The 19,630-nt window shown below is 70.6% G+C and carries 17 protein-coding genes; 9 read left to right on the forward strand and 8 right to left on the reverse strand.

Annotated features, from left to right (window positions below; translation table 11 throughout):
- Positions 1–253: 253 nt before the first annotated feature.
- The 6 genes from OG510_RS16600 to OG510_RS16625 all read left to right on the forward strand — a co-directional run bounded on the left by OG510_RS16600 (position 254) and on the right by OG510_RS16625 (position 8,538).
- Entirely contained in the window at positions 254–2,614 is a 2,361-nt protein-coding gene (locus OG510_RS16600) for a bifunctional SulP family inorganic anion transporter/carbonic anhydrase (protein WP_406137686.1), read from the forward strand.
- 202 nt (positions 2,615–2,816) lie between these two features.
- On the forward strand, positions 2,817–4,778 hold the full coding sequence (acs, locus tag OG510_RS16605; RefSeq protein ID WP_406137687.1) for an acetate--CoA ligase: 1,962 nt from the start codon (positions 2,817–2,819) through the stop codon (positions 4,776–4,778).
- Positions 4,779–5,271: 493 nt separating this feature from the next.
- Positions 5,272–6,627 (forward strand): Na+/H+ antiporter NhaA, encoded by a 1,356-nt coding sequence (nhaA, locus tag OG510_RS16610; protein ID WP_406142420.1) that lies wholly within the window; start codon positions 5,272–5,274, stop codon positions 6,625–6,627.
- Positions 6,628–6,770: 143 nt separating this feature from the next.
- Positions 6,771–7,304: a phage holin family protein gene (locus OG510_RS16615; protein WP_406137688.1), complete on the forward strand. Its 534-nt coding sequence runs from the start codon at positions 6,771–6,773 to the stop codon at positions 7,302–7,304.
- Positions 7,301–8,227 carry an alpha/beta fold hydrolase gene (locus OG510_RS16620; RefSeq protein WP_164258830.1) on the forward strand — a complete coding sequence of 309 codons (927 nt, stop codon included), beginning with the start codon at positions 7,301–7,303 and terminating at the stop codon, positions 8,225–8,227. The genes OG510_RS16615 and OG510_RS16620 overlap by 4 nt, the downstream gene beginning before the upstream one ends.
- A 128-nt stretch (positions 8,228–8,355) precedes the next feature.
- Entirely contained in the window at positions 8,356–8,538 is a 183-nt protein-coding gene (locus OG510_RS16625; protein WP_406137690.1) for a hypothetical protein, read from the forward strand.
- A gap of 65 nt (positions 8,539–8,603) precedes the next feature.
- Here the strand turns inward: OG510_RS16625 and OG510_RS16630 are convergent, their stop codons facing one another.
- From OG510_RS16630 to nth, 4 genes are all read right to left on the reverse strand, one after another.
- Positions 8,604–10,022, reverse strand: a complete 1,419-nt coding sequence (locus tag OG510_RS16630; RefSeq protein ID WP_406137691.1) for a 6-phospho-beta-glucosidase — start codon at positions 10,020–10,022, stop codon at positions 8,604–8,606.
- A 63-nt stretch (positions 10,023–10,085) separates the two neighbouring features.
- Positions 10,086–11,291, reverse strand: coding sequence for a MarP family serine protease (locus tag OG510_RS16635; protein WP_406137693.1), 1,206 nt, complete (start codon positions 11,289–11,291; stop codon positions 10,086–10,088).
- A 117-nt stretch (positions 11,292–11,408) separates the two neighbouring features.
- Positions 11,409–12,119 (reverse strand): NUDIX hydrolase, encoded by a 711-nt coding sequence (locus tag OG510_RS16640; protein WP_406137695.1) that lies wholly within the window; start codon positions 12,117–12,119, stop codon positions 11,409–11,411.
- A gap of 172 nt (positions 12,120–12,291) precedes the next feature.
- Complete coding sequence (nth, locus tag OG510_RS16645) at positions 12,292–13,458, reverse strand: endonuclease III (protein WP_406137696.1); 1,167 nt, start codon at positions 13,456–13,458, stop codon at positions 12,292–12,294.
- Between the two features lie 331 nt (positions 13,459–13,789).
- On the opposite strand from nth, the gene OG510_RS16650 reads away from it, so the two are divergent.
- Entirely contained in the window at positions 13,790–14,464 is a 675-nt protein-coding gene (locus tag OG510_RS16650; RefSeq protein WP_164258843.1) for a Crp/Fnr family transcriptional regulator, read from the forward strand.
- A 182-nt stretch (positions 14,465–14,646) separates the two neighbouring features.
- Here OG510_RS16650 and OG510_RS16655 read toward each other — a convergent pair whose 3' ends face one another.
- The 4 genes from OG510_RS16655 to OG510_RS16670 all read right to left on the reverse strand — a co-directional run bounded on the left by OG510_RS16655 (position 14,647) and on the right by OG510_RS16670 (position 17,116).
- Positions 14,647–15,477 carry an MBL fold metallo-hydrolase gene (locus OG510_RS16655; protein ID WP_406137698.1) on the reverse strand — a complete coding sequence of 277 codons (831 nt, stop codon included), beginning with the start codon at positions 15,475–15,477 and terminating at the stop codon, positions 14,647–14,649.
- Between the two features lie 46 nt (positions 15,478–15,523).
- Positions 15,524–16,393 (reverse strand): NUDIX hydrolase, encoded by an 870-nt coding sequence (locus OG510_RS16660; protein WP_406137700.1) that lies wholly within the window; start codon positions 16,391–16,393, stop codon positions 15,524–15,526.
- A 97-nt stretch (positions 16,394–16,490) separates the two neighbouring features.
- A complete protein-coding gene (locus tag OG510_RS16665; RefSeq protein ID WP_406137702.1) occupies positions 16,491–16,958 on the reverse strand; it encodes a RidA family protein in 468 nt (155 codons plus the stop codon).
- Positions 16,955–17,116, reverse strand: coding sequence for a DUF4177 domain-containing protein (locus OG510_RS16670; protein WP_164258849.1), 162 nt, complete (start codon positions 17,114–17,116; stop codon positions 16,955–16,957). The genes OG510_RS16665 and OG510_RS16670 overlap by 4 nt, the downstream gene beginning before the upstream one ends.
- A gap of 71 nt (positions 17,117–17,187) precedes the next feature.
- On the opposite strand from OG510_RS16670, the gene OG510_RS16675 reads away from it, so the two are divergent.
- Together OG510_RS16675 and OG510_RS16680 are read left to right on the forward strand one after the other, a co-directional pair.
- Positions 17,188–18,147, forward strand: a complete 960-nt coding sequence (locus tag OG510_RS16675; protein ID WP_406137703.1) for an ArsA family ATPase — start codon at positions 17,188–17,190, stop codon at positions 18,145–18,147.
- On the forward strand, positions 18,144–19,574 hold the full coding sequence (locus tag OG510_RS16680) for an ArsA-related P-loop ATPase (protein ID WP_406137705.1): 1,431 nt from the start codon (positions 18,144–18,146) through the stop codon (positions 19,572–19,574). The genes OG510_RS16675 and OG510_RS16680 overlap by 4 nt, the downstream gene beginning before the upstream one ends.
- Positions 19,575–19,630 lie beyond the last annotated feature (56 nt).

Here is a 19,630-nt window from a genome sequence, read left to right on the forward strand (position 1 = left end):
GACCGGAAATATTTACTCGAACTGGAGTGCGTTAAAGCCGCTCAATCACCGAATCGAGTGAACAACTCGACCATTTGACCCTAATGTCCACTCCCTGACTTTACTCTGGATTACGATCTATTTACCGAGAGTTGATGATCCCGCCGCTGCACGCCGTGACCCACCACCGCGTACGGCCGCCCACATCCCCTTGTTCCACGACTTGTTCCGCGACTTGTTCCGCGACCACGCTGCCCCGGAGGAGACGGAAACCATGCCTGCCTACGTCCCCACCCGTACCGACAACACAGATTCCGACTTCTCGCCGACCGCTCGCGTCCACCCACCGCACGGGCCACCGCAGGGCGGAGACGGCCATCGGTCCCGCTTCCCGATTTCGGGAGCAAATCTGTCCGCCTCGATCACCGTGTTCCTGATCGCGGTGCCGATGTCCCTGGGGCTCGCCGTCGCCATCGGCGCCCCGCTCGAAGCCGGACTGCTCGCGGCGGCCGTCGGCGGCATCGTCGCCGGACTGCTCGGGGGTTCCGCACTCCAGGTCACTGGCCCCTCAGCCGGACTGACCGTCGTGACGGCCGGACTCATCCAGGACTACGGCTGGCGCACGACCTGCGCCATCACCGTCGGCGCCGGCCTGCTCCAGTTGGTCCTGGGCTCCCTGCGCGCCGCCCGCAGTGCACTGGCCGTCTCCCCGGCCATCGTGCACGGCACTCTGGCCGGCATCGGTGTCGCCATCGCGCTCGCCCAACTGCATATCGTGCTCGGCGGTACGCCCCAGAGCTCGGCCGTCGCCAACGCCCTCGCCCTGCCGGGCCAGTTCGCCCGCGTCGCTCCGGCCGCACCCCTGATCGGCGGGCTGACCATCGCCGTACTGGTGCTGTGGCCGCGGATCCCCGGACGTACCGGACGCGCCCTGCGCAGAATCCCCGCCGCCCTCGCCTCGGTCGCGGCGGCCACCGCGCTGGCCGCTGTCGCCGCACCCGGGATCGCGCGAGTCGACCTCCCGTCCTGGCGGGCACACGCCCTGCCCGAACTGCCGCACGGGCCGGTGCTCGGTCTGCTCGGCGCCGTCTTCACGGTGATGCTGGTGGCGAGTCTCGAGTCGCTGCTGTCGGCGGTGGCCGTGGACAAGCTGGCCGCCGACCGCCCCGGGGCCGCGGGCAGACGCGCCGACCTCGACCGCGAACTGCGCGGACAGGGCGTCGCGAACACCGTGTCCGGGCTGCTCGGCGGGCTGCCGGTGTCCGGCGGAGCCGTGCGGGGCACGGCGAATGTCCGGGCGGGCGCCACCGGCCGTGCCTCCACCGTGCTGCACGGCGTATGGATGCTGATCGCCGCAGGACTGCTGGTCGGCGTTCTGGAGTGGATGCCGCTGGCCGCACTGGCCGCGCTGGTGATGGTGGTCGGCCTCCAGATGGTGAGCTACGCGCACATCCGCAACGTGCACAGGCACCGGGAGTTCCTGGCGTACGGGGCCACGGTCGCCGGGGTCGTGGGCTTCGGCGTACTGGAGGGGGTGGCGGCCGGAATCGCCGTCGCTGTCGGTGTGGCCCTGCACCGCCTGGCCAGAACCAGGATCACCCTCCACGAGGACGGCGGGCGCCACCGGCTGAAGGCGCGTGGGCAGTTGACGTTCCTGGCCGTGCCCCGGCTGAGCCGGACGCTCGGGCAGATCCCGTCAGGGGCGACCGCGGTGGTGGAGCTGGACGGTTCGTTCATGGACCACGCGGCGTACGAGACGCTCCAGCACTGGCGGGAGGCGCATGTCGCCCAGGGCGGAACGGTCGAGGTGACAGGCCGGGACGGCAGCCGGATCGCCGTGCCCGCGTCCGCCGCCGCTCCTGTCACAGAGGCCGCATCCGGGAAAGCGGGTAGCCGCCAACTGGCCAGTGGTCTGCGCTCGTTCCAGCGTGACACCGCGCCACTGGTCCGGGGCGAACTGGCACGTCTCGCGCGGGAGGGCCAGCGGCCTTCGCAGCTCTTCCTCACCTGCGCCGACTCCCGGCTGGTGACCAGCATGATCACGTCGAGCGGTCCCGGGGACCTGTTCACTGTGCGGAACGTGGGCAATTTCGTACCGCTGCCCGGCGCGGAGGGTTCCGACGACTCGGTGGCGGCGGCGATCGAGTACGCGGTCGACATCCTGCGGGTCGATTCGATCACCGTCTGCGGACACTCCGGCTGCGGTGCCATGACGGCTCTCGTGAACGACAGCGCCCGCACGAGCACCCAAACCGAAGCTGAAACGAGCCCAGACGCAGACACCACTGCCGACACCAGCACCGGCACCGGCACCGGCACCGGCACCCCAGTGGACACGCCTCTGCGGCGGTGGTTGCGGCACGGTCAGCCCAGCCTGGACCGAATGCTGAGCCGCCATCACTCCTGGGCGCGGATCTCCGGGCGGATGCCGGCCGATGCGGTGGAGCAGCTCTGCCTGACCAATGTCATCCAGCAACTGGAGCATCTGCGGGCGCACGCCTCGGTCGCGCGCCGGCTCGCGGAGGGCACGCTGGAGCTGCACGGCATGTACTTCCACGTCGGCGAGGCCCAGGCGTATCTGCTCACCGGCGCCCCTGAGCCCGACGGGGTGTTCGCCCAGGTGGCTCCCGCCTGACGCAGTCCGATGCGGGCCGAACTCCGGGGGCGACGAGCGCCGGATCGCCTCCCGGCCCCGCCCCGGCCGCACCTCAGGTCGCCTCCGCCGAGCCTCCCGAGCAGAGGTCTAAACCAATTGATTGGCGTGAGCCCTTGTCAGAGTGGCTCACGGGCTGATGAGCTAGACCTGGGACACAAGGCTTTGTCGAAAGGGCGATCTCGTGAGCAACGAAAGCTTGGCCAACCTGCTCAAGGAGGAGCGGCGTTTCGCGCCGCCCACCGAGCTGGCCGCGAACGCCAACGTGACAGCGGCGGCGTACGAGCAGGCGGCAGCGGACCGGCTGGGCTTCTGGGCCGAGCAGGCCCGGCGGCTGACGTGGGCCACCGAGCCCACCGAGACGCTCGACTGGTCGAATCCACCGTTCGCGAAGTGGTTCGCCGACGGCGAGCTGAACGTCGCGTACAACTGCGTGGACCGGCACGTCGAGGCCGGCAACGGCGACCGCGTCGCCATCCACTTCGAGGGTGAGCCGGGCGACAGCCGGTCGATCACCTACGCGCAGCTCAAGGACGAGGTGTCGCAGGCCGCGAACGCGCTCACCGAGCTGGGTGTCGCGAAGGGCGACCGGGTCGCCGTCTATCTGCCGATGATCGCCGAAGCGGTGGTGGCGATGCTCGCCTGTGCCCGCGTCGGTGCCGCCCACTCGGTGGTGTTCGGCGGCTTCTCCGCGGACGCCGTCGCCTCCCGTATCCAGGACGCCGACGCCAAGCTGGTCATCACGGCCGACGGCGGTTACCGGCGCGGCAAGCCGTCCGCGCTCAAGCCCGCGATCGACGAGGCCGTGACGAAGTGCCCGGACGTCGAGCATGTGCTCGTCGTGCGGCGCACGGGCCAGGACACGGCGTGGACCGAGGGCCGGGACGTCTGGTGGGACGAGTTCGTGGGACGCCAGTCCACCGAGCACACCCCCGAGGCCTTCGACGCCGAGCACCCGCTGTTCATCCTCTACACCTCGGGCACGACGGGGAAGCCGAAGGGCATCCTGCACACGTCCGGCGGCTACCTCACCCAGGCGGCGTACACGCACCACGCGGTCTTCGACCTCAAGCCGGAGACGGACGTCTACTGGTGCACGGCCGACATCGGCTGGGTGACCGGCCACTCGTACATCGTGTACGGGCCGCTGGCCAACGGCGCGACCCAGGTGATCTACGAGGGCACGCCGGACACCCCGCACCAGGGCCGGTTCTGGGAGATCGTCCAGAAGTACGGCGTCTCGATCCTCTACACGGCGCCGACCGCGATCCGTACGTTCATGAAGTGGGGAGACGACATCCCCGCCAAGTTCGACCTGTCGTCGCTGCGGGTCCTCGGCTCGGTCGGTGAGCCGATCAACCCCGAGGCATGGATGTGGTACCGGAAGAACATCGGCGCCGACAAGTGCCCGATCGTGGACACCTGGTGGCAGACCGAGACCGGCGCGATGATGATCTCGCCGCTGCCCGGAGTGACGGAGACCAAGCCTGGTTCCGCCCAGCGTGCGCTGCCGGGTATCTCCGCGACGGTCGTCGACGACGAGGCGCGCGAAGTGCCGGACGGTGGCGGCGGCTATCTGGTCATCACCGAGCCGTGGCCCTCGATGCTCCGCACCGTCTGGGGCGACGACCAGCGCTTCATCGACACCTACTGGTCGCGGTTCGAGGGCAAGTACTTCGCGGGTGACGGTGCGAAGAAGGACACCGACGGCGACCTGTGGCTGCTGGGCCGGGTCGACGACGTGATGCTGGTGTCCGGGCACAACATCTCGACCACCGAGGTCGAGTCGGCGCTGGTCTCGCACCCGGCCGTCGCCGAGGCCGCGGTCGTCGGCGCCGCCGACGAGACGACGGGTCAGTCGATCGTGGCGTTCGTGATCCTGCGCGGCACGGCGGAGGAGTCGGCGGACCTCTCGGCTGAGCTGCGCAACCACGTGGGCGCGGTGCTCGGGCCGATCGCCAAGCCGAAGCGGGTCCTGCCGGTGGCCGAGCTGCCCAAGACCCGGTCCGGGAAGATCATGCGGCGCCTGCTGCGCGACATCGCGGAGGACCGCGAGCTGGGCGATGTCTCCACGCTCACGGACTCCTCGGTGATGGGCCTGATCCAGACGAAGCTGCCCAGCGCCAGCGCCTCCAGCGAGGACTGAGCCTGCGCCGACCGAGCCCGTGAAGGCTGAGCACTCGCGAGGGCTGGCGCCTGCGAGGGCTGAGGGCCTGCGAGGGCTGGCGCCTGCGAAAACTGAGCCTGCGAGGTTCGGAGCAGGACAACTGAACAGCAGGGCGACGGCGGAACGCCGGACGGGGTCGGTATGCCCGTCCGGCGTTCTGTCCGTAAAGTGACGAGAGAGACGATCACCGGATGCTCCCTGCCGCCCCGCGGCCCGCCCCGCCTCGGATACCGTAGGGGCAGAAGAAGCAGTGAAAAGTAGGTCAACAGGTGCGCCGGGAAGTCTGGTCGGCATGTGTTCTGTGCTGTCCACCTGACCGGAGGTCCCCCGCGTGCCCGCGCCCGCCCCGAAGCCCGATCCCCAGCCCAGGCCCGAGCCCGAATCACAGCAGCCTCAGCAGCCTCAGCAGCCACAGGATTCTCAGCAGCTCCGGAATTCGCAGCGGTCTCGGCCCGCGTCCTTCCTCGGGCGGCTGCCGTTCCCCGAACGGACCTATCTCGCTGACGCGCTGCGCACCGAGACCGTCGGGGGCCTGCTTCTCCTCCTCGCGGCCATTGCCGCCCTCATCTGGGCGAACACCCCGCTGAGCAGCAGTTACGCCTCCGTCAGCCACTTCCATCTGGGCCCGGACGCCGTCGGTCTGCACCTCTCGGTCCAGCACTGGGCGGCCGACGGCCTGATCGCGGTCTTCTTCTTCGTCGCCGGGATCGAGCTCAAACGCGAGATGGTCGCGGGCGAGCTGCGCGATCCGAAGGCCGCCGCGCTGCCGGTGATCGCCGCGGTGTGCGGGATGGCGGTACCGGCCCTGGTCTACACGCTGGTCAACGTCATCGGCGACGGATCGCTGGGCGGCTGGGCGGTCCCGACCGCCACCGACATCGCCTTCGCTCTCGCCGTCCTGGCGGTCATCGGCACCTCGCTCCCGTCCGCGCTGCGCGCCTTCCTGCTCACGCTGGCCGTCGTCGACGACCTCTTTGCGATCCTGATCATCGCGGTGTTCTTCACCAGCGACATCAACTTCGCCGCGCTCGGCGGCGCGGCGGCCGGCCTGGCCGTCTTCTGGCTGCTGCTGCGCTTCGACGTACACGGCTGGTACATCTACGTGCCGCTCGGGCTGGTCATCTGGGGGCTGATGTACAACAGCGGCGTGCACGCCACCATCGCCGGTGTCGCCATGGGCCTGATGCTCCGGTGCCACCGCCACGAGGGTGAACGTCACTCCCCGGGGGAGCACATCGAGCACCTGGTCCGGCCGTTCTCCGCGGGCCTCGCCGTACCGCTGTTCGCGCTGTTCTCCGCCGGGGTGTCGGTGTCAGGGCGGGCGCTGGGCGACGTCTTCACCCGGCCCGAGACGCTGGGTGTCGTCCTGGGGCTGGTCGTCGGCAAAGCGGTCGGCATCTTCGGCGGTACGTGGCTGACCGCCCGCTTCACCAAGGCCGAGCTCAACAAGGACCTGGCCTGGGCCGACGTGTTCGCGGTGGCCTCACTCGCCGGGATCGGCTTCACCGTCTCGCTGCTCATCGGGGAGCTGGCCTTCGACGGGGACCCCACGACGACCGCCGAGGTCAAGGCGTCCGTACTGCTGGGGTCCGTGATCGCCGCCGTGCTCTCCTCCGTGCTGCTCAAGATGCGCAACCGCCGCTACCGGGCCCTCTGCGACGAGGAGGAGCGCGACGAGGACCACGACGGCATCCCCGACATCTACGAGGAGGACGAAGCCGCGCACCATCTGCGCATGGCTGCGATCCTCGAGGGGAAGGCGGCCGAGCACCGCCGTCTCGCCGAACGGGCGGGGGCAGCAAGCGAGGACGAGGACCGTCCGGCATGATCTGAAGTCAGATCATCTCGAACAGACAGTTTGTGACGACGCCCAAGATGATGCCCGCGCGGATGACCGCCCGTACAGACGGACGCTCGCACAGCGAACGACCGCACGGACGAACGCTCGCGCAAGAGAAGAGGGATTCAGCGATGAGCCACCCCAGCAGCCCTGCCGGCACCGCGGACCGCAGTCTCGGTCAACTGTTCGCCTCGGCGACAGCGGAGATGTCGGCCCTGGTGCACGACGAAATCGCCCTGGCCAAGGCGGAACTCCGCCAGGACGTCAAGCGGGGCGCCGTCGGCAGCGCCGCTTTCTCGGCGGCCGGGATCGTGCTCCTCTTCTCGCTGCCGATGCTGAGCTTCGCCCTCGCCTACGGCATCCGGACCTGGAGCCACTGGAACCTGGCGATCTGCTTCGTCCTGTCCTTCGCCGCGAATGTGCTGGTGGCCGCGGTCCTCGGGCTGATCGGAATGGTGTTCTTCAAGAAGGCCAAGAAGGGCAAGGGCCCGCAGAAGGTCGTCGCATCCGCCAAGGAGACGGCGGCTGTCATCCAGGGCGTCAAGCCGCACCCCCGCCCGGCTCTCGACCGCCCGTCGCTCGACAAGGCGGCCACGCCGATGCCCGCGGATGCCCCCCTCCCGGTCATCGGTGAGCCGTCAGCTGTGGGACGCTCGTCGGCATGACCGCTTCTGCCGAAATGGGCTCCGTCGTACGAATCGACGGGCCCTGGACCCACCGTGACGTCGCCGCCAACGGCGCGCGCTTCCACATCACGGAGGCGGGTGACGGACCACTGGTGCTGCTGTTGCACGGCTTTCCGCAGTTCTGGTGGACCTGGCGCCATCAGCTGACCGCGCTCGCCGACGCCGGATTCCGGGCCGTCGCGATGGATCTCCGGGGCGTGGGCGGCAGTGACCGCACGCCCCGCGGATACGACCCCGCCAACCTGGCCCTCGACGTCACCGGTGTGATCCGCTCACTCGGGGAGCCGGACGCCGCGCTCGTCGGGCACGACCTGGGCGGATATCTGGCGTGGACGGCGGCCGTGATGCGGCCCAAGCTGGTGCGCCGGCTCGCTGTCTCCTCGATGCCGCACCCGCGCCGCTGGCGCTCGGCGATGCTCTCCGACTTCTCGCAGTCCCGGGCCGGTTCGTACGTCTGGGGCTTCCAGCGGCCGTGGCTGCCGGAGCGGCAGCTGGTCGCGGACGACGCGGCGCTGGTCGGTGAGCTGGTACGCGAATGGTCGGGGCCCGCCCGGCCCGAGGACGACGCCGTGGACATGTACCGGCGTGCCATGTCGATCCCGTCCACGGCGCACTGCTCCATCGAGCCGTACCGCTGGATGGTGCGGTCGCTGGCCCGGCCGGACGGCATCCAGTTCAACCGCCGGATGAAGCGTCCGGTGCGGGTGCCGACGCTGCATCTGCACGGTTCACTCGACCCGGTGATGCGTACCCGCAGCGCGGCGGGGTCGGGTCAGTACGTCGAAGCGCCGTACCGCTGGCGGCTGTTCGACGGTCTCGGGCACTTCCCGCAGGAGGAGGACCCGGAGGCTTTCTCGGCCGAGCTCATCAACTGGCTGAAGGACCCCGAGCCCGACCGCTGACCTCCGGGGGCCCCTGCGGCGACGGGACGGGAACGCTTGTCCTACGAACAGCCAAATGCCTGGCGCATAGGCCAATTGGCCCCGTGGGACGCGATTACCGACCATGAGGCACGGGCAAACACGGTGGTATGGGCTGGACGCACGACTACGGTGACGCAGCACGCAACCGCCGCTCGGCCACGGGCCTGAGTACGTACGAGAGGGGCGGGCCACACAATGTGGAGGACGACGATCCACCTCTCGGTATTCCGCGCATCATCCGCCGCCGGGCCCGCTGGGTGTCGGCACGGTTACGGCATTCCAGGCCGTGATCAGCCCCGGCGAGGCCCCGGGACCGTCCTGTCCCGCGTCCCGATGAGAACGTCCCGATGAGAGCTCAGCTCTTCGTGAGGTAGCCGAGGCCCGGATGCACGGCCCGGTACCCGTCGAGCAGCCTTCCCGCCACGTTCACGGAGTCGACCAGCGGGTGCAGGGCGAATGCCCGGACCGCGGCCCGCGCCGATCCGCTCGCCGCCGCCTCCAGCACGGAGCGCTCCACCGCCTTCACCGCTGACACCAGGGCCGCCTCATGGCCCGTCAGCTGTGAAACCGGCAGCGGCCGGGGCCCGTTCGCGTCGATCCGGCACGGGACCTCGATGACGGCGGCCTCGTCGAGCACGGAGAGCGTACGGCCATCCGTACGGCCGTCCCTGAGCCCATCCGCACGCTCATCCGTACGGCCGCCGGCCGGTGCGCTGCCGCTGCCGTTGGGCACGTTCAGGATCAGGGTGGCGCTCTCGTCCCGTGCGATGGCCCGCATCAGGGCCAGCGCGACGTTCTCGTAGCCGCCCGACTCCAGGTCGTCCGCCTCCCGTTCGCCCGCACCCGCGGCCTCGCGGTTCTCCGCCATGTACGTCGCCTCGCGCTCGGCACGGGTGCGGTCCCAGGCCGCGAGCGCGGGCGTCGACGGGTGCGCCATCTCGTCGTAGAACCGGGCCTGCTGGTCGTGCAGGAAGGCGCCGCGGGTCTGTTCCGCCTGCTGGTAGGCGGCGACCGTCTCGCGGTTGAAGTAGTAGTAGTGCAGATATTCGTTGGGGACCGAGCGGATCGAGCGCAGCCAGTCGGCGCCGAAGAGCCTGCCCTCCTCGAAGGAGGTCAGCAGCCGCTCGTCGTCGAACAGCCGGGGCAGCACATCCTGCTCGCCCACGTACAGCCCGCGCAGCCAGCCCAGATGGTTCAGCCCCACATAGTCGAGCCGCGCCGCGGCGGGGTCCGCGCCGAGGACCCGGGCGACCCGGCGGCCGAGGCCGACCGGTGAGTCGCAGATCCCGATGACGCGGCGGCCGAGGTGGGCGGCCATCGCCTCGGTCACGAGACCCGCCGGGTTGGTGAAGTTGATGACCCAGGCGTCCGGGGCGAGGCGGGCGACCCGGCGGGCGATGTCGACCGCGACCGGGACCGTCCGGAGGCCGTACGCGATACCGCCCGCGCCCACGGTCTCCTGGCCGAGTACACCCTCGGCCAGTGCCACCCGCTCGTCGGCCGCCCGGCCCGCGAGCCCGCCCACCCGGATCGCGGAGAAGACGAAGTCGGCGCCGCGCAGGGCGTCGTCGAGGTCGGTGGTGGTCCGTACCTCCGGCGCATCCGGTACGTCCACCGCCTGGTCGGCGAGGACCCGCGCCACGGCCGCCAGCCTGGCCGGGTCGAGATCGTGGAGCGTGAGGTGGGTGACCCGGCCCGCCGCGTGGTCGCGCAGCAGCGCCCCGTACACGAGCGGCACCCGGAATCCTCCGCCGCCGAGAATCGTGAGCCTCACCGTGCGCCTCCCGCTGTCCTCACCGTGTACGCCTGACCGGCCTGGTCCGCCTGACCGCCGTCGTCACAGTGCGCACCCCTGAGTGTCCACCTGCTGGTTCGCGGTGAGGCCCTTGGCGATGTCCGGGCGGACCTCGTCGGCCGAGAGCGCGTACCCGGTGTTGCTGTCGTCGAGCGATTTGGCGAAGACCACCCCGTACACCTTGCCCTGGGGGGTCAGCAGGGGCCCGCCCGAGTTGCCCTGCCGGACGGTCGTGAAGAGGGAGTAGACGTCGCGGGTGACCGTCCCGCGGTGGTAGATGTCCGGGCCGCTGGCGTTGATCCGGGCGCGGACGCGGGCGGACCGGACGTCGTACCCGCCGTTCTCCGGGAAGCCGGCGACGATCGCGCTGTCGTTGGTGTGCGCGTCGTGGTTGGTGTCGGTGAACTTCAGCGGGCGGGCGTGCAGGTCCGGCACGTCCAGAACGGCGATGTCGCGTGACCAGTCGTAGAGCACGACCTTCGCGTCGTACAGCTTGCCCTCGCCGCCGATCTGCACGGTCGGCTCGCTGACGCCGCCGACGACGTGGGCGTTGGTCATCACCCGGTGGTTGCCGATGGCGAAACCGGAGCCCTCCAGGACCTTGCTGCACCCGGTCGCGGTGCCGACGACCTTGACGATGGACTTCTTGGCGCTCGCCACGACCGGGCTGCTGGCCAGCGCCGGGTCGGGCGGCTTGACGTCGGTGATCGGCTCTCTGTCGAAGGGGCTGAAGACCTGGGGGAAGCCGTTCTGCGCCAGGACGGATGTGAAGTTCGTGAACCAGCTGCCGGCCTTGGCGGGCATCACCCGGGAGACCCCGATGAGCACCTTCGAGGCGCGGACCTCCTTGCCGAGGGTGGGCAGGGTCGTACCGGCAAGGGCCGATCCGATCAGCCACGCGACCAGCAGCATGGCCACCACATTGACCAGCGCGCCGCCGGTGGCGTCGAGGGCGCGCGCGGGTGACCAGGTGATGAAGCGGCGCAGTCTGTTGCCCAGGTGGGTGGTGAGGGCCTGGCCGACCGAGGCGCACACGATCACGATGACGACCGCGACGACCGTGGCCGTCGTGGAGACTTCGGACTTCTCCGTGAGCTGGTCCCAGATGATGGGCAGTACGTAGACGGCGATGACGCCGCCCCCGAGGAAGCCGATCACCGACAGGATGCCGACGACGAAACCCTGGCGGTAGCCGATGACCGCGAACCACACAGCGGCCAGCAGCAGCAGGATGTCCAGCACGTTCACCGTCGGGAGCCTCGCTTTTCGTCGCCGGTCACGGTCAGCCGGCCGGTGGTGCGGCCCGTGGGAGAGCCGCAGTGGTTCGCGGCGTCGCCCGAGTGGCCCAGTACTTCGGCCACCCTGTCATGCGCGCCAGTCGAGCGGGACCTGTCTGGAGTGGTCCCAGGGCTTTTCCCAGCCCGCGAAGTGCAGAATCCGGTCGATCACCCCGGCGGTGAAACCCCAGACCAGGGCGGATTCGACCAGAAATGCGGGGCCCTGGTGACCGCGCGGATGGACCGTCGTCACCCGGTTGGCGGGGTCCGTGAGATCCGCCACGGGAACCGTGAAGACCCGGGCCGTCTCACCGCTGTCCACGGCCCGTACGGGGCTGGGCGCGCGCCACCAGCCGAGCACCGGCGTCACGACGAAGCCGCTCACCGGGATGTAGAGCCGGGGCAGCACGCCGAAGATCTGCACACCCGCGGGATCGAGGCCGGTCTCCTCCTGAGCCTCGCGCAGCGCCGCCCGCAGCGGTCCTGTGGTCTGCGGATCGCCGTCGCCCGGGTCGAGGGAGCCGCCGGGGAAGGACGGCTGTCCCGCGTGGGAGCGCAGGCTGGAGGCCCGCTCCATCAGCAGCAGCTCGGGGCCGGCCGCGCCCTCGCCGAAGAGGACCAGCACGGCGGACTGGCGCCCGCTGCCGCTCTCGGGCGGCAGGAACCGGCTGAGCTGCTCGGGGCGCACCGTGCTCGCCGCGTGCGCCACGGGTGTCAGCCATCCGGGCAGCCCGGACTGCGTCACGGCGAGCGGGCTCTCCTGAGTCCGGTCCGAGTGTCTCTCTCCAGCGCGCGTCATCGGCACCCCCGACCCTTCTGAACCTTCCAACGCCTGTGGCGGGCCTGATCGTTCCGCACGGACGGGTGGTTCCGCACGGCGGGGTGGCCCTGGACCGCGGGGGCGTTCCGCACAGTGGGGTCATGGCGCACGGCGGGGTGGTTCCGGTCCGGCCTGCCGGTGCGGGCCGCCGTCACCCGGCCGCCATCGGCGGGGCCGGCTGTCCCGGATAGTCCGCAGGAGGCTTCAACCGCTGGCCGGGCTGCCCGCCCTTCTCGTACTTCAGCAGCTTCCGCGCCTTCTCCGGGTCCGTCTCGCCCTCGCCGTACGCAGGACAGAGCGGGGCGATCGGGCAGGCGCCGCAGGCCGGTTTACGGGCGTGGCAGATGCGGCGGCCGTGGAAGACGACCCGGTGCGAGAGCATCGTCCAGTCGCTCTTGGGGAAGAGGGCGCAGACCTCCGCCTCGACCTTCTCGGGGTCGGTCTGCTCGGTCCACTTCCAGCGCCGCACCAGCCGCCCGAAATGGGTGTCGACAGTGATTCCCGGCACTCCGAACGCATTACCAAGAACGACATTTGCCGTTTTCCGCCCGACTCCGGGCAGTGACACCAGGTCTTCGAGCCGGCCAGGCACCTCGCCGCCGAAGTTGTCCCTGATGGCGGTGGACAGGCCCAGGACCGACTTCGCCTTCGCCCGGAAGAACCCGGTCGGCCGCAGGATCTGCTCCAGCTCCTCGGGGTCGGCGGCCGCCATGTCCTCCGGCGTCGGGAACTTCGCGAAGAGCCCGGGTGTCGTCTGGTTGACCCGGAGGTCGGTGGTCTGGGCGGAGAGGACCGTGGCGACTAGCAGCTCGAAGGGGTTCTCGAAGTCGAGCTCGGGGTGGGCGTACGGATAGACCTCGGCCAGCTCATTGTTGATCCGGCGCGCCCGGCGGACCAGGGCGGCATGGGACTCCGACTTGGGGATCCTGACAGCCTCCACGGCGGGCGCGGCCGCCTTCTGCGCCGACGCGGCGGCCTTCTTCGAGGATGCGGCCGCCTTCTTGGCGGGCGCAGTCACCTTCCCCGCCGACGCTGCTGCCTTCCCCGCTGACGCTGCCGCCTTTTTGGTGGCCGCGGCTGCCTTCTTGGCGGGCGCGGCCTTCTTGGCCTTCGCGGGTGTGGCCTTGACCGGGGCGGCCTTTCCGGCAGGAGCCGTCTTCTTCGCCGGAGCGGCACTCTTGGCGGGCGCCGCTTTCCTGGCGGGCGCAGCCTTCTTCGGAGGCGCAGCCTTCTTCGGAGGCGCAGCCTTCTCGCCGACCGGAGCCTTGCCTGCCGTCTCCGCCGCCGCTGCCGCTGCCGCCTCTGTCGGCTCTGCCATCTCGGTCCCCTTCACCGGTTTACCGGTTTCGTCACGTTTGCGGCCTTTTTCGCCCGGGTGGGCGACTGTTCGCCCACAGCAGAATCACAGCTCGGGTGACACCCGTTCAGCCCCCTGACTCTCTGCTCTCACCGGCCTTTTGGACACTCGGCCAGCCTAGAGGCAGGCACCGACATCCACCCCGGTCACAGCCAATTCCCAACCCAATCGGCCCCCTCCCGCACAAGCCGCAGCAGCAGTGCGTCAAACTTGTGACTGATCACACTGATTGACCCGTCCGGCATGATGGGAGCCAGCCGGTTCCCTGAGCAGGTCGACAAGGAGAGAACTCGTGGACGACGTTCTGCGGCGCGCCCCGCTCTTCGCGGCGCTCGATGACGAGCAGGCCGCTGAGCTGCGCGCCTCGATGAGTGAGGTGACGCTCGCCCGCGGCGACGCCCTCTTCCACGAGGGCGACCCCGGCGACCGCCTCTATGTGGTCACCGAGGGCAAGGTAAAGCTGCACCGCACTTCCCCCGACGGCCGCGAGAACATGCTGGCGGTCCTCGGCCCCGGCGAGCTGATCGGCGAGCTGTCCCTCTTCGACCCGGGCCCGCGTACCGCCACGGCGTCGGCGCTGACCGAGGTCAAGCTGCTCGGCCTGGGCCACGGCGACCTCCAGCCCTGGCTGAACGTCCGCCCCGAGGTGGCCACGGCGCTGCTGCGCGCGGTCGCCCGCCGGCTGCGCAAGACCAACGACCAGATGTCCGACCTGGTCTTCTCGGACGTCCCCGGCCGGGTCGCCCGTGCGCTCCTCGACCTCTCGCGCCGCTTCGGTGTGCAGTCGGAGGAGGGCATCCACGTGGTCCACGACCTCACCCAGGAGGAGCTGGCCCAGCTGGTCGGCGCCTCCCGCGAGACGGTCAACAAGGCCCTCGCGGACTTCGCCGGGCGCGGCTGGCTGCGGCTGGAGGCCCGTGCGGTCATCCTGCTGGACGTCGAGCGCCTCGCGAAGCGGTCCCGATAGCGGCTGCACCCCTGCCGTAGGTACGTGAAGGGGCGCCCCACTCTCGCAGTGGGGCGCCCCTTCACGTACGTACGGACACGAAGCACGTACGGAAACGAAGCACGTACGGGCACACTGCACGGCCGGCCACGGATCAAAGCGCACCCGCGCAAGCCGCGCAGCCGCTCACCCGCGCAAGCCGCTCAGATCAGCCCGTGCTCCCGCAGATACTCCAGCTGCGCCCGTACCGACAGCTCGGCCGCGGGCCAGAGCGAGCGGTCGACGTCCGCGTACACCTGCGCGACGACCTCCGAGGCCGTCGTGAAGCCCTTCTCGGCCGCCGTCTCCACCTGGGCGAGCCGGTTCGCGCGGTGCGCGAGGTAGAAGTCGACGGCCCCCTGGGCGTCCTCCAGTACGGGCCCGTGCCCCGGAAGCACGGTGTGCACCCCGTCGTCCACGGTCAGCGAGCGCAGCCGTCGCAGCGAGTCCAGGTAGTCGCCGAGCCGGCCGTCCGGATGGGCGACCACCGTCGTCCCGCGGCCCAGCACCGTGTCGCCCGTCAGCACCGCCCGGTCGGCCGGGAGGTGGAAGCAGAGCGAGTCGGCGGTGTGGCCCGGCGTCGGTACGACCCGCAGCTCCAGGCCGCCGGTGGTGATGACGTCCCCGGCGCCGAGCCCCTCGTCGCCGAGGCGCAGCGCGGGGTCCAGAGCCCGTACGTGCGTACGCGTCAGCTCCGCGAACCGCGCCGCGCCCTCCGCGTGATCCGGGTGGCCGTGCGTCAGGAGGGTCAGCGCGACGCGTTTGCCCGCGCCCGCCGCCGCCGCGACCACGGCCTCCAGATGGGTCTCGTCGAGCGGTCCCGGGTCGATGACGACGGCCAGGTCGGAGTCCGGCTCGGCGACGATCCAGGTGTTGGTGCCGTCGAGCGTCATCGCTGAGGCGTTCGGCGCCAGGACGTTCAACGCCCGTGAGGTGGCGGGCCCGGACAGGACCCCGCCCCGGGGCTGGCCGGGGAGTGCTGCGGCGTCACTCACGCGGGGGCTCCTGTCGTCCTGGGGGTCACCTCGGGCACGCGGCCGGTCATTCCCCGGCTCCCGTCGCCGGCAGCCGCCGGGTGAACTCATCATGACCCGGCCAGCTCAGCACCAGCTCACCGCCCTCCAGCCGGGCCCGTGCCAGCACCGGTGTGAGCTCCTGCGCCGCCGCTCCCGCCAGGGCGTCGGACACGGTCGCGTACGGCTGGAGCGAGCGGAGCGTCGAGATCGTCGGCGGCATCATCAGCAGCTCGCCCTTGTCGTACGCCTCTGCTGCCTCCTCCGGCCGTACCCAGACCGTGCGGTCCGCCTCGGTGGAGGCGTTCCTGGTCCGCTGCCCCTCCGGCAGCGCCGCCGCGAAGAACCAGGTGTCGTACCGCTTCGGCTCGAACTCCGGGGTGATCCAGCGGGCCCACGCGCCCAGCAGATCGGAGCGGAGGACGAGACCACGCCGGTCCAGGAAGTCGGCGAAGGAGAGGGCGTGGTCGACGAGCGCGGCGCGGTCCGCCTCCCAGTCGTCGCCCGAGAGGTCGCTCACGACGGTGGACGCGGTCTCACCGGCGAGGAGCACGCCGGCCTCCTCGTACGTCTCCCGTACGGCGGCGCAGACGATGGCCTGCGCGGACGCGGCGTCGACACCGAGCCGCGCGGCCCACACCTCACGCGGCGGGCCCGCCCAGCCCACGAGGCGGTCGTCGTCACGGGGGTCGACACCGCCGCCCGGATACGCGTACGCGCCCCCGGCAAAGGCCATGGAGGCGCGTCTGCGCAGCATGTGGACGGCGGGACCGGCCGCCGTGTCGCGCAGCAGCATGACGGTCGCGGCCCTGCGCGGTACGACGGCGGTGAGCTCACCGGCCGCCAGGGCTCGGATACGGTCGGGCCATTCCGGCGGGTACCACTGACCTTGGGGCATGGCCGGAGGCTAACCGCTCTCGCGCCGATGTTCGAGAGGCGGGCGTGAGAGGCGGGCGTGAGAGGCGGGCGGGGCACCGCTCCGGAGCCCCGGCCCCTCAAGCCTTCAGCTCGACCTGGATCTCCACCTCGACCGGTGCGTCCAGCGGCAGCACCGCGACGCCCACCGCACTGCGCGCATGCACACCACGGTCGCCCAGGGCGGCGCCCAGCAGCTCGCTGGCGCCGTTGAGCACGCCCGGCTGGCCCGTGAAGTCCGGGGCCGATGCCACGAATCCCACGACCTTCACGACGCGCTCGATCCGGTCCAGGTCGCCGACGAGCGACTTCACGGCCGCCAGCGCGTTCAGCGCACACGTACGCGCCAGGTCCCTGGCGTCCTCGGCGGTGACCTCGGCGCCCACCTTCCCGACCAGCGGAAGCTTGCCGTCCACCATCGGCAGCTGGCCCGCCGTGTACACGTACACACCGGACTGCACGGCCGGCTGGTACGCGGCCAGCGGCGGTACGACGTCCGGAAGCGTCAGCCCCAGCTCGGTCAGCCGCGCTTCGACGGTCCCGCTCATGCGGACTTCTCGCGCTTGAGGTACGCCACGAGCTGCTCGGGGTTGTTCGGTCCTGGCACGACCTGGACGAGCTCCCAGCCGTCCTCGCCCCAGGTGTCCAGAATCTGCTTCGTCGCGTGCACCAGCAGCGGCACAGTCGCGTATTCCCATTTGGCCATACCGCGACTGTAGCCGCTGTCACTGACAGCCTCGGGCGTACCACCGTGCCCGACTGGTTAGGCTCGAATACGTGAGCAGGCTTCAGGTCGTGAGTGGCAAGGGCGGGACCGGAAAGACCACGGTCGCCGCCGCGCTGGCGCTTGCCCTCGCGACGGAGGGCAAGCGCACTCTGCTGGTGGAGGTGGAGGGCCGGCAGGGCATCGCCCAGCTCTTCGAGACGGAGGCGTTCCCGTACGAGGAACGGAAGATCGCCGTGGCTCCCGGCGGCGGGGAGGTGTACGCCCTGGCGATCGACGCCGAACGCGCCCTGCTCGACTACCTCCAGATGTTCTACAAGCTGGGCAGCGCGGGCCGGGCCCTGAAGAAGCTCGGCGCGATCGACTTCGCCACCACCATCGCGCCCGGTGTGCGGGACGTGCTCCTCACCGGCAAGGCGTGCGAGGCCGTCCGCCGCAAGAACAAGCAGGGTCGTTTCGCCTACGACCACATCGTCATGGACGCGCCGCCGACGGGCCGCATCACCCGCTTCCTGAACGTCAACGACGAGGTGGCGGGGCTGGCGAAGATCGGGCCGATACACAATCAGGCGCAGGCCGTGATGCGCGTCCTCAAGTCCCCCGAGACCGCGGTGCACCTGGTGACGCTGCTCGAGGAGATGCCGGTGCAGGAGACCGCGGACGGCATCGCCGAACTGCGCGCGGCCGACCTCCCGGTGGGGAACGTCATCGTGAACATGGTCCGCCCGGCGCTCCTGGACGAGCAGACCGTACGGACCGTGTCGGGCGACCGCCGCAAGGAGGTGGCCAAGGCGCTGACCCGCGCGGGCGTCAGCGGCGCCGCGAAGCTGGTGACCCCGCTGCTCGCCGAGGCCGTCGACCACGCGGAGCGGGTGGAGCTGGAGCGCGAACAGCGCGCCGTACTGGCCGAATTGGAGCTCCCCACCTACGAACTCCCGCTGCTCGGCGACGGAATGGACCTCGCCGGGCTCTACCAGCTGGCGACGGAACTGCGGAGGCACACCACGTCATGACCCTGGACAGCGTGCCCCTCCTCGACATCGACCCGCTGATCGACGACCCGGCCACCCGCATCATCGTGTGCTGCGGCTCCGGCGGCGTGGGCAAGACGACGACCGCGGCCGCGCTGGGGGTGCGGGCGGCCGAGCGCGGGCGCAGGGCCGTCGTACTGACCATCGATCCGGCCCGCAGGCTCGCCCAGTCCATGGGCATCGACTCGCTCGACAACATCCCGCGCCGGGTCGCGGGCATCAAGGCCACCGGCGACGGTGAACTGCACGCCATGATGCTGGACATGAAGCGGACCTTCGACGAGATCGTCGAGGCGCACGCGGACAGCGAGCGGGCCGGCGCGATCCTGAACAACCCCTTCTACCAGTCGCTCTCCGCGGGCTTCGCCGGTACGCAGGAGTACATGGCGATGGAGAAGCTGGGCCAGCTGCGGGCGCGCGACGAGTGGGACCTGATCGTCGTGGACACCCCGCCGTCGCGGTCGGCGCTCGACTTCCTGGACGCGCCGAAGCGGCTCGGGTCGTTCCTGGACGGCAAGTTCATCCGGCTGCTGATGGCCCCGGCGAAGGTCGGCGGCCGGGCCGGGATGAAGTTCCTCAATGTCGGTATGTCGATGATGACCGGCACGCTCGGCAAGCTGCTCGGCGGCCAGTTCCTGCGCGATGTGCAGACGTTCGTCACGGCGATGGACACCATGTTCGGCGGCTTCCGCACCCGCGCCGACGCCACGTACCGGCTGCTCCAGGCGCCCGGCACGGCCTTCCTGGTGGTCGCGGCGCCGGAGCGGGACGCGCTGCGGGAGGCCGCGTACTTCGTGGAGCGGCTGGCGGCCGACGGGATGCCGCTGGCCGGGCTGGTGCTCAACAGGGTGCACGGGAGTGGGGCCGCGCGGCTCACGGCGGAGCGCGCGCTGGCCGCCGCGGAAAATCTTGACGACAGCGGCATTGTGGATCAGGAGGCCGGGAATGAAGCAGTTCGTGACTCCACGGGCCCCTCTCCCGAGCCCGGATCCACGGAGCACGGAGAGCTTTCCGAGACCCCTGAGATTTCCGCAGTGACAGCCGAGACTTCCGCCGTGACGCCACCGGAGGCCGACACATCAGATCCGTCAGATCCGTCAGAGACATCAGATGCGTCAGAGACATCAGATCCGTCTGTTACGCCGGACATGTCAGCAGCCGAAGCCGCGCCTGAACCGGCTGGAGCCATGCCGGAGCCGACGGTCGACGCGCTGACCGCCGGCCTGCTCCGACTGCACGCCGAACGCATGCAGGTGCTCGCCCGCGAGCAGCGCACCCGCGACCGCTTCACCGCGCTCCACCCCGAGGTGGCCGTGGCCGAGGTGGCCGCGCTGCCCGGTGATGTCCATGACCTGGCAGGGCTCCGGGCCATCGGTGATCGCCTCGCGACCGGTCGTTCCCCGGCCTGAGTCAGTGGCCGGCCCCGCTCGCTCGCCCTGCGACGACGCGGGTCACACCACGGCGA

The organism is Streptomyces sp. NBC_01089, from assembly GCF_045162975.1.
In the GTDB taxonomy this organism is placed as follows: domain Bacteria; phylum Actinomycetota; class Actinomycetes; order Streptomycetales; family Streptomycetaceae; genus Streptomyces.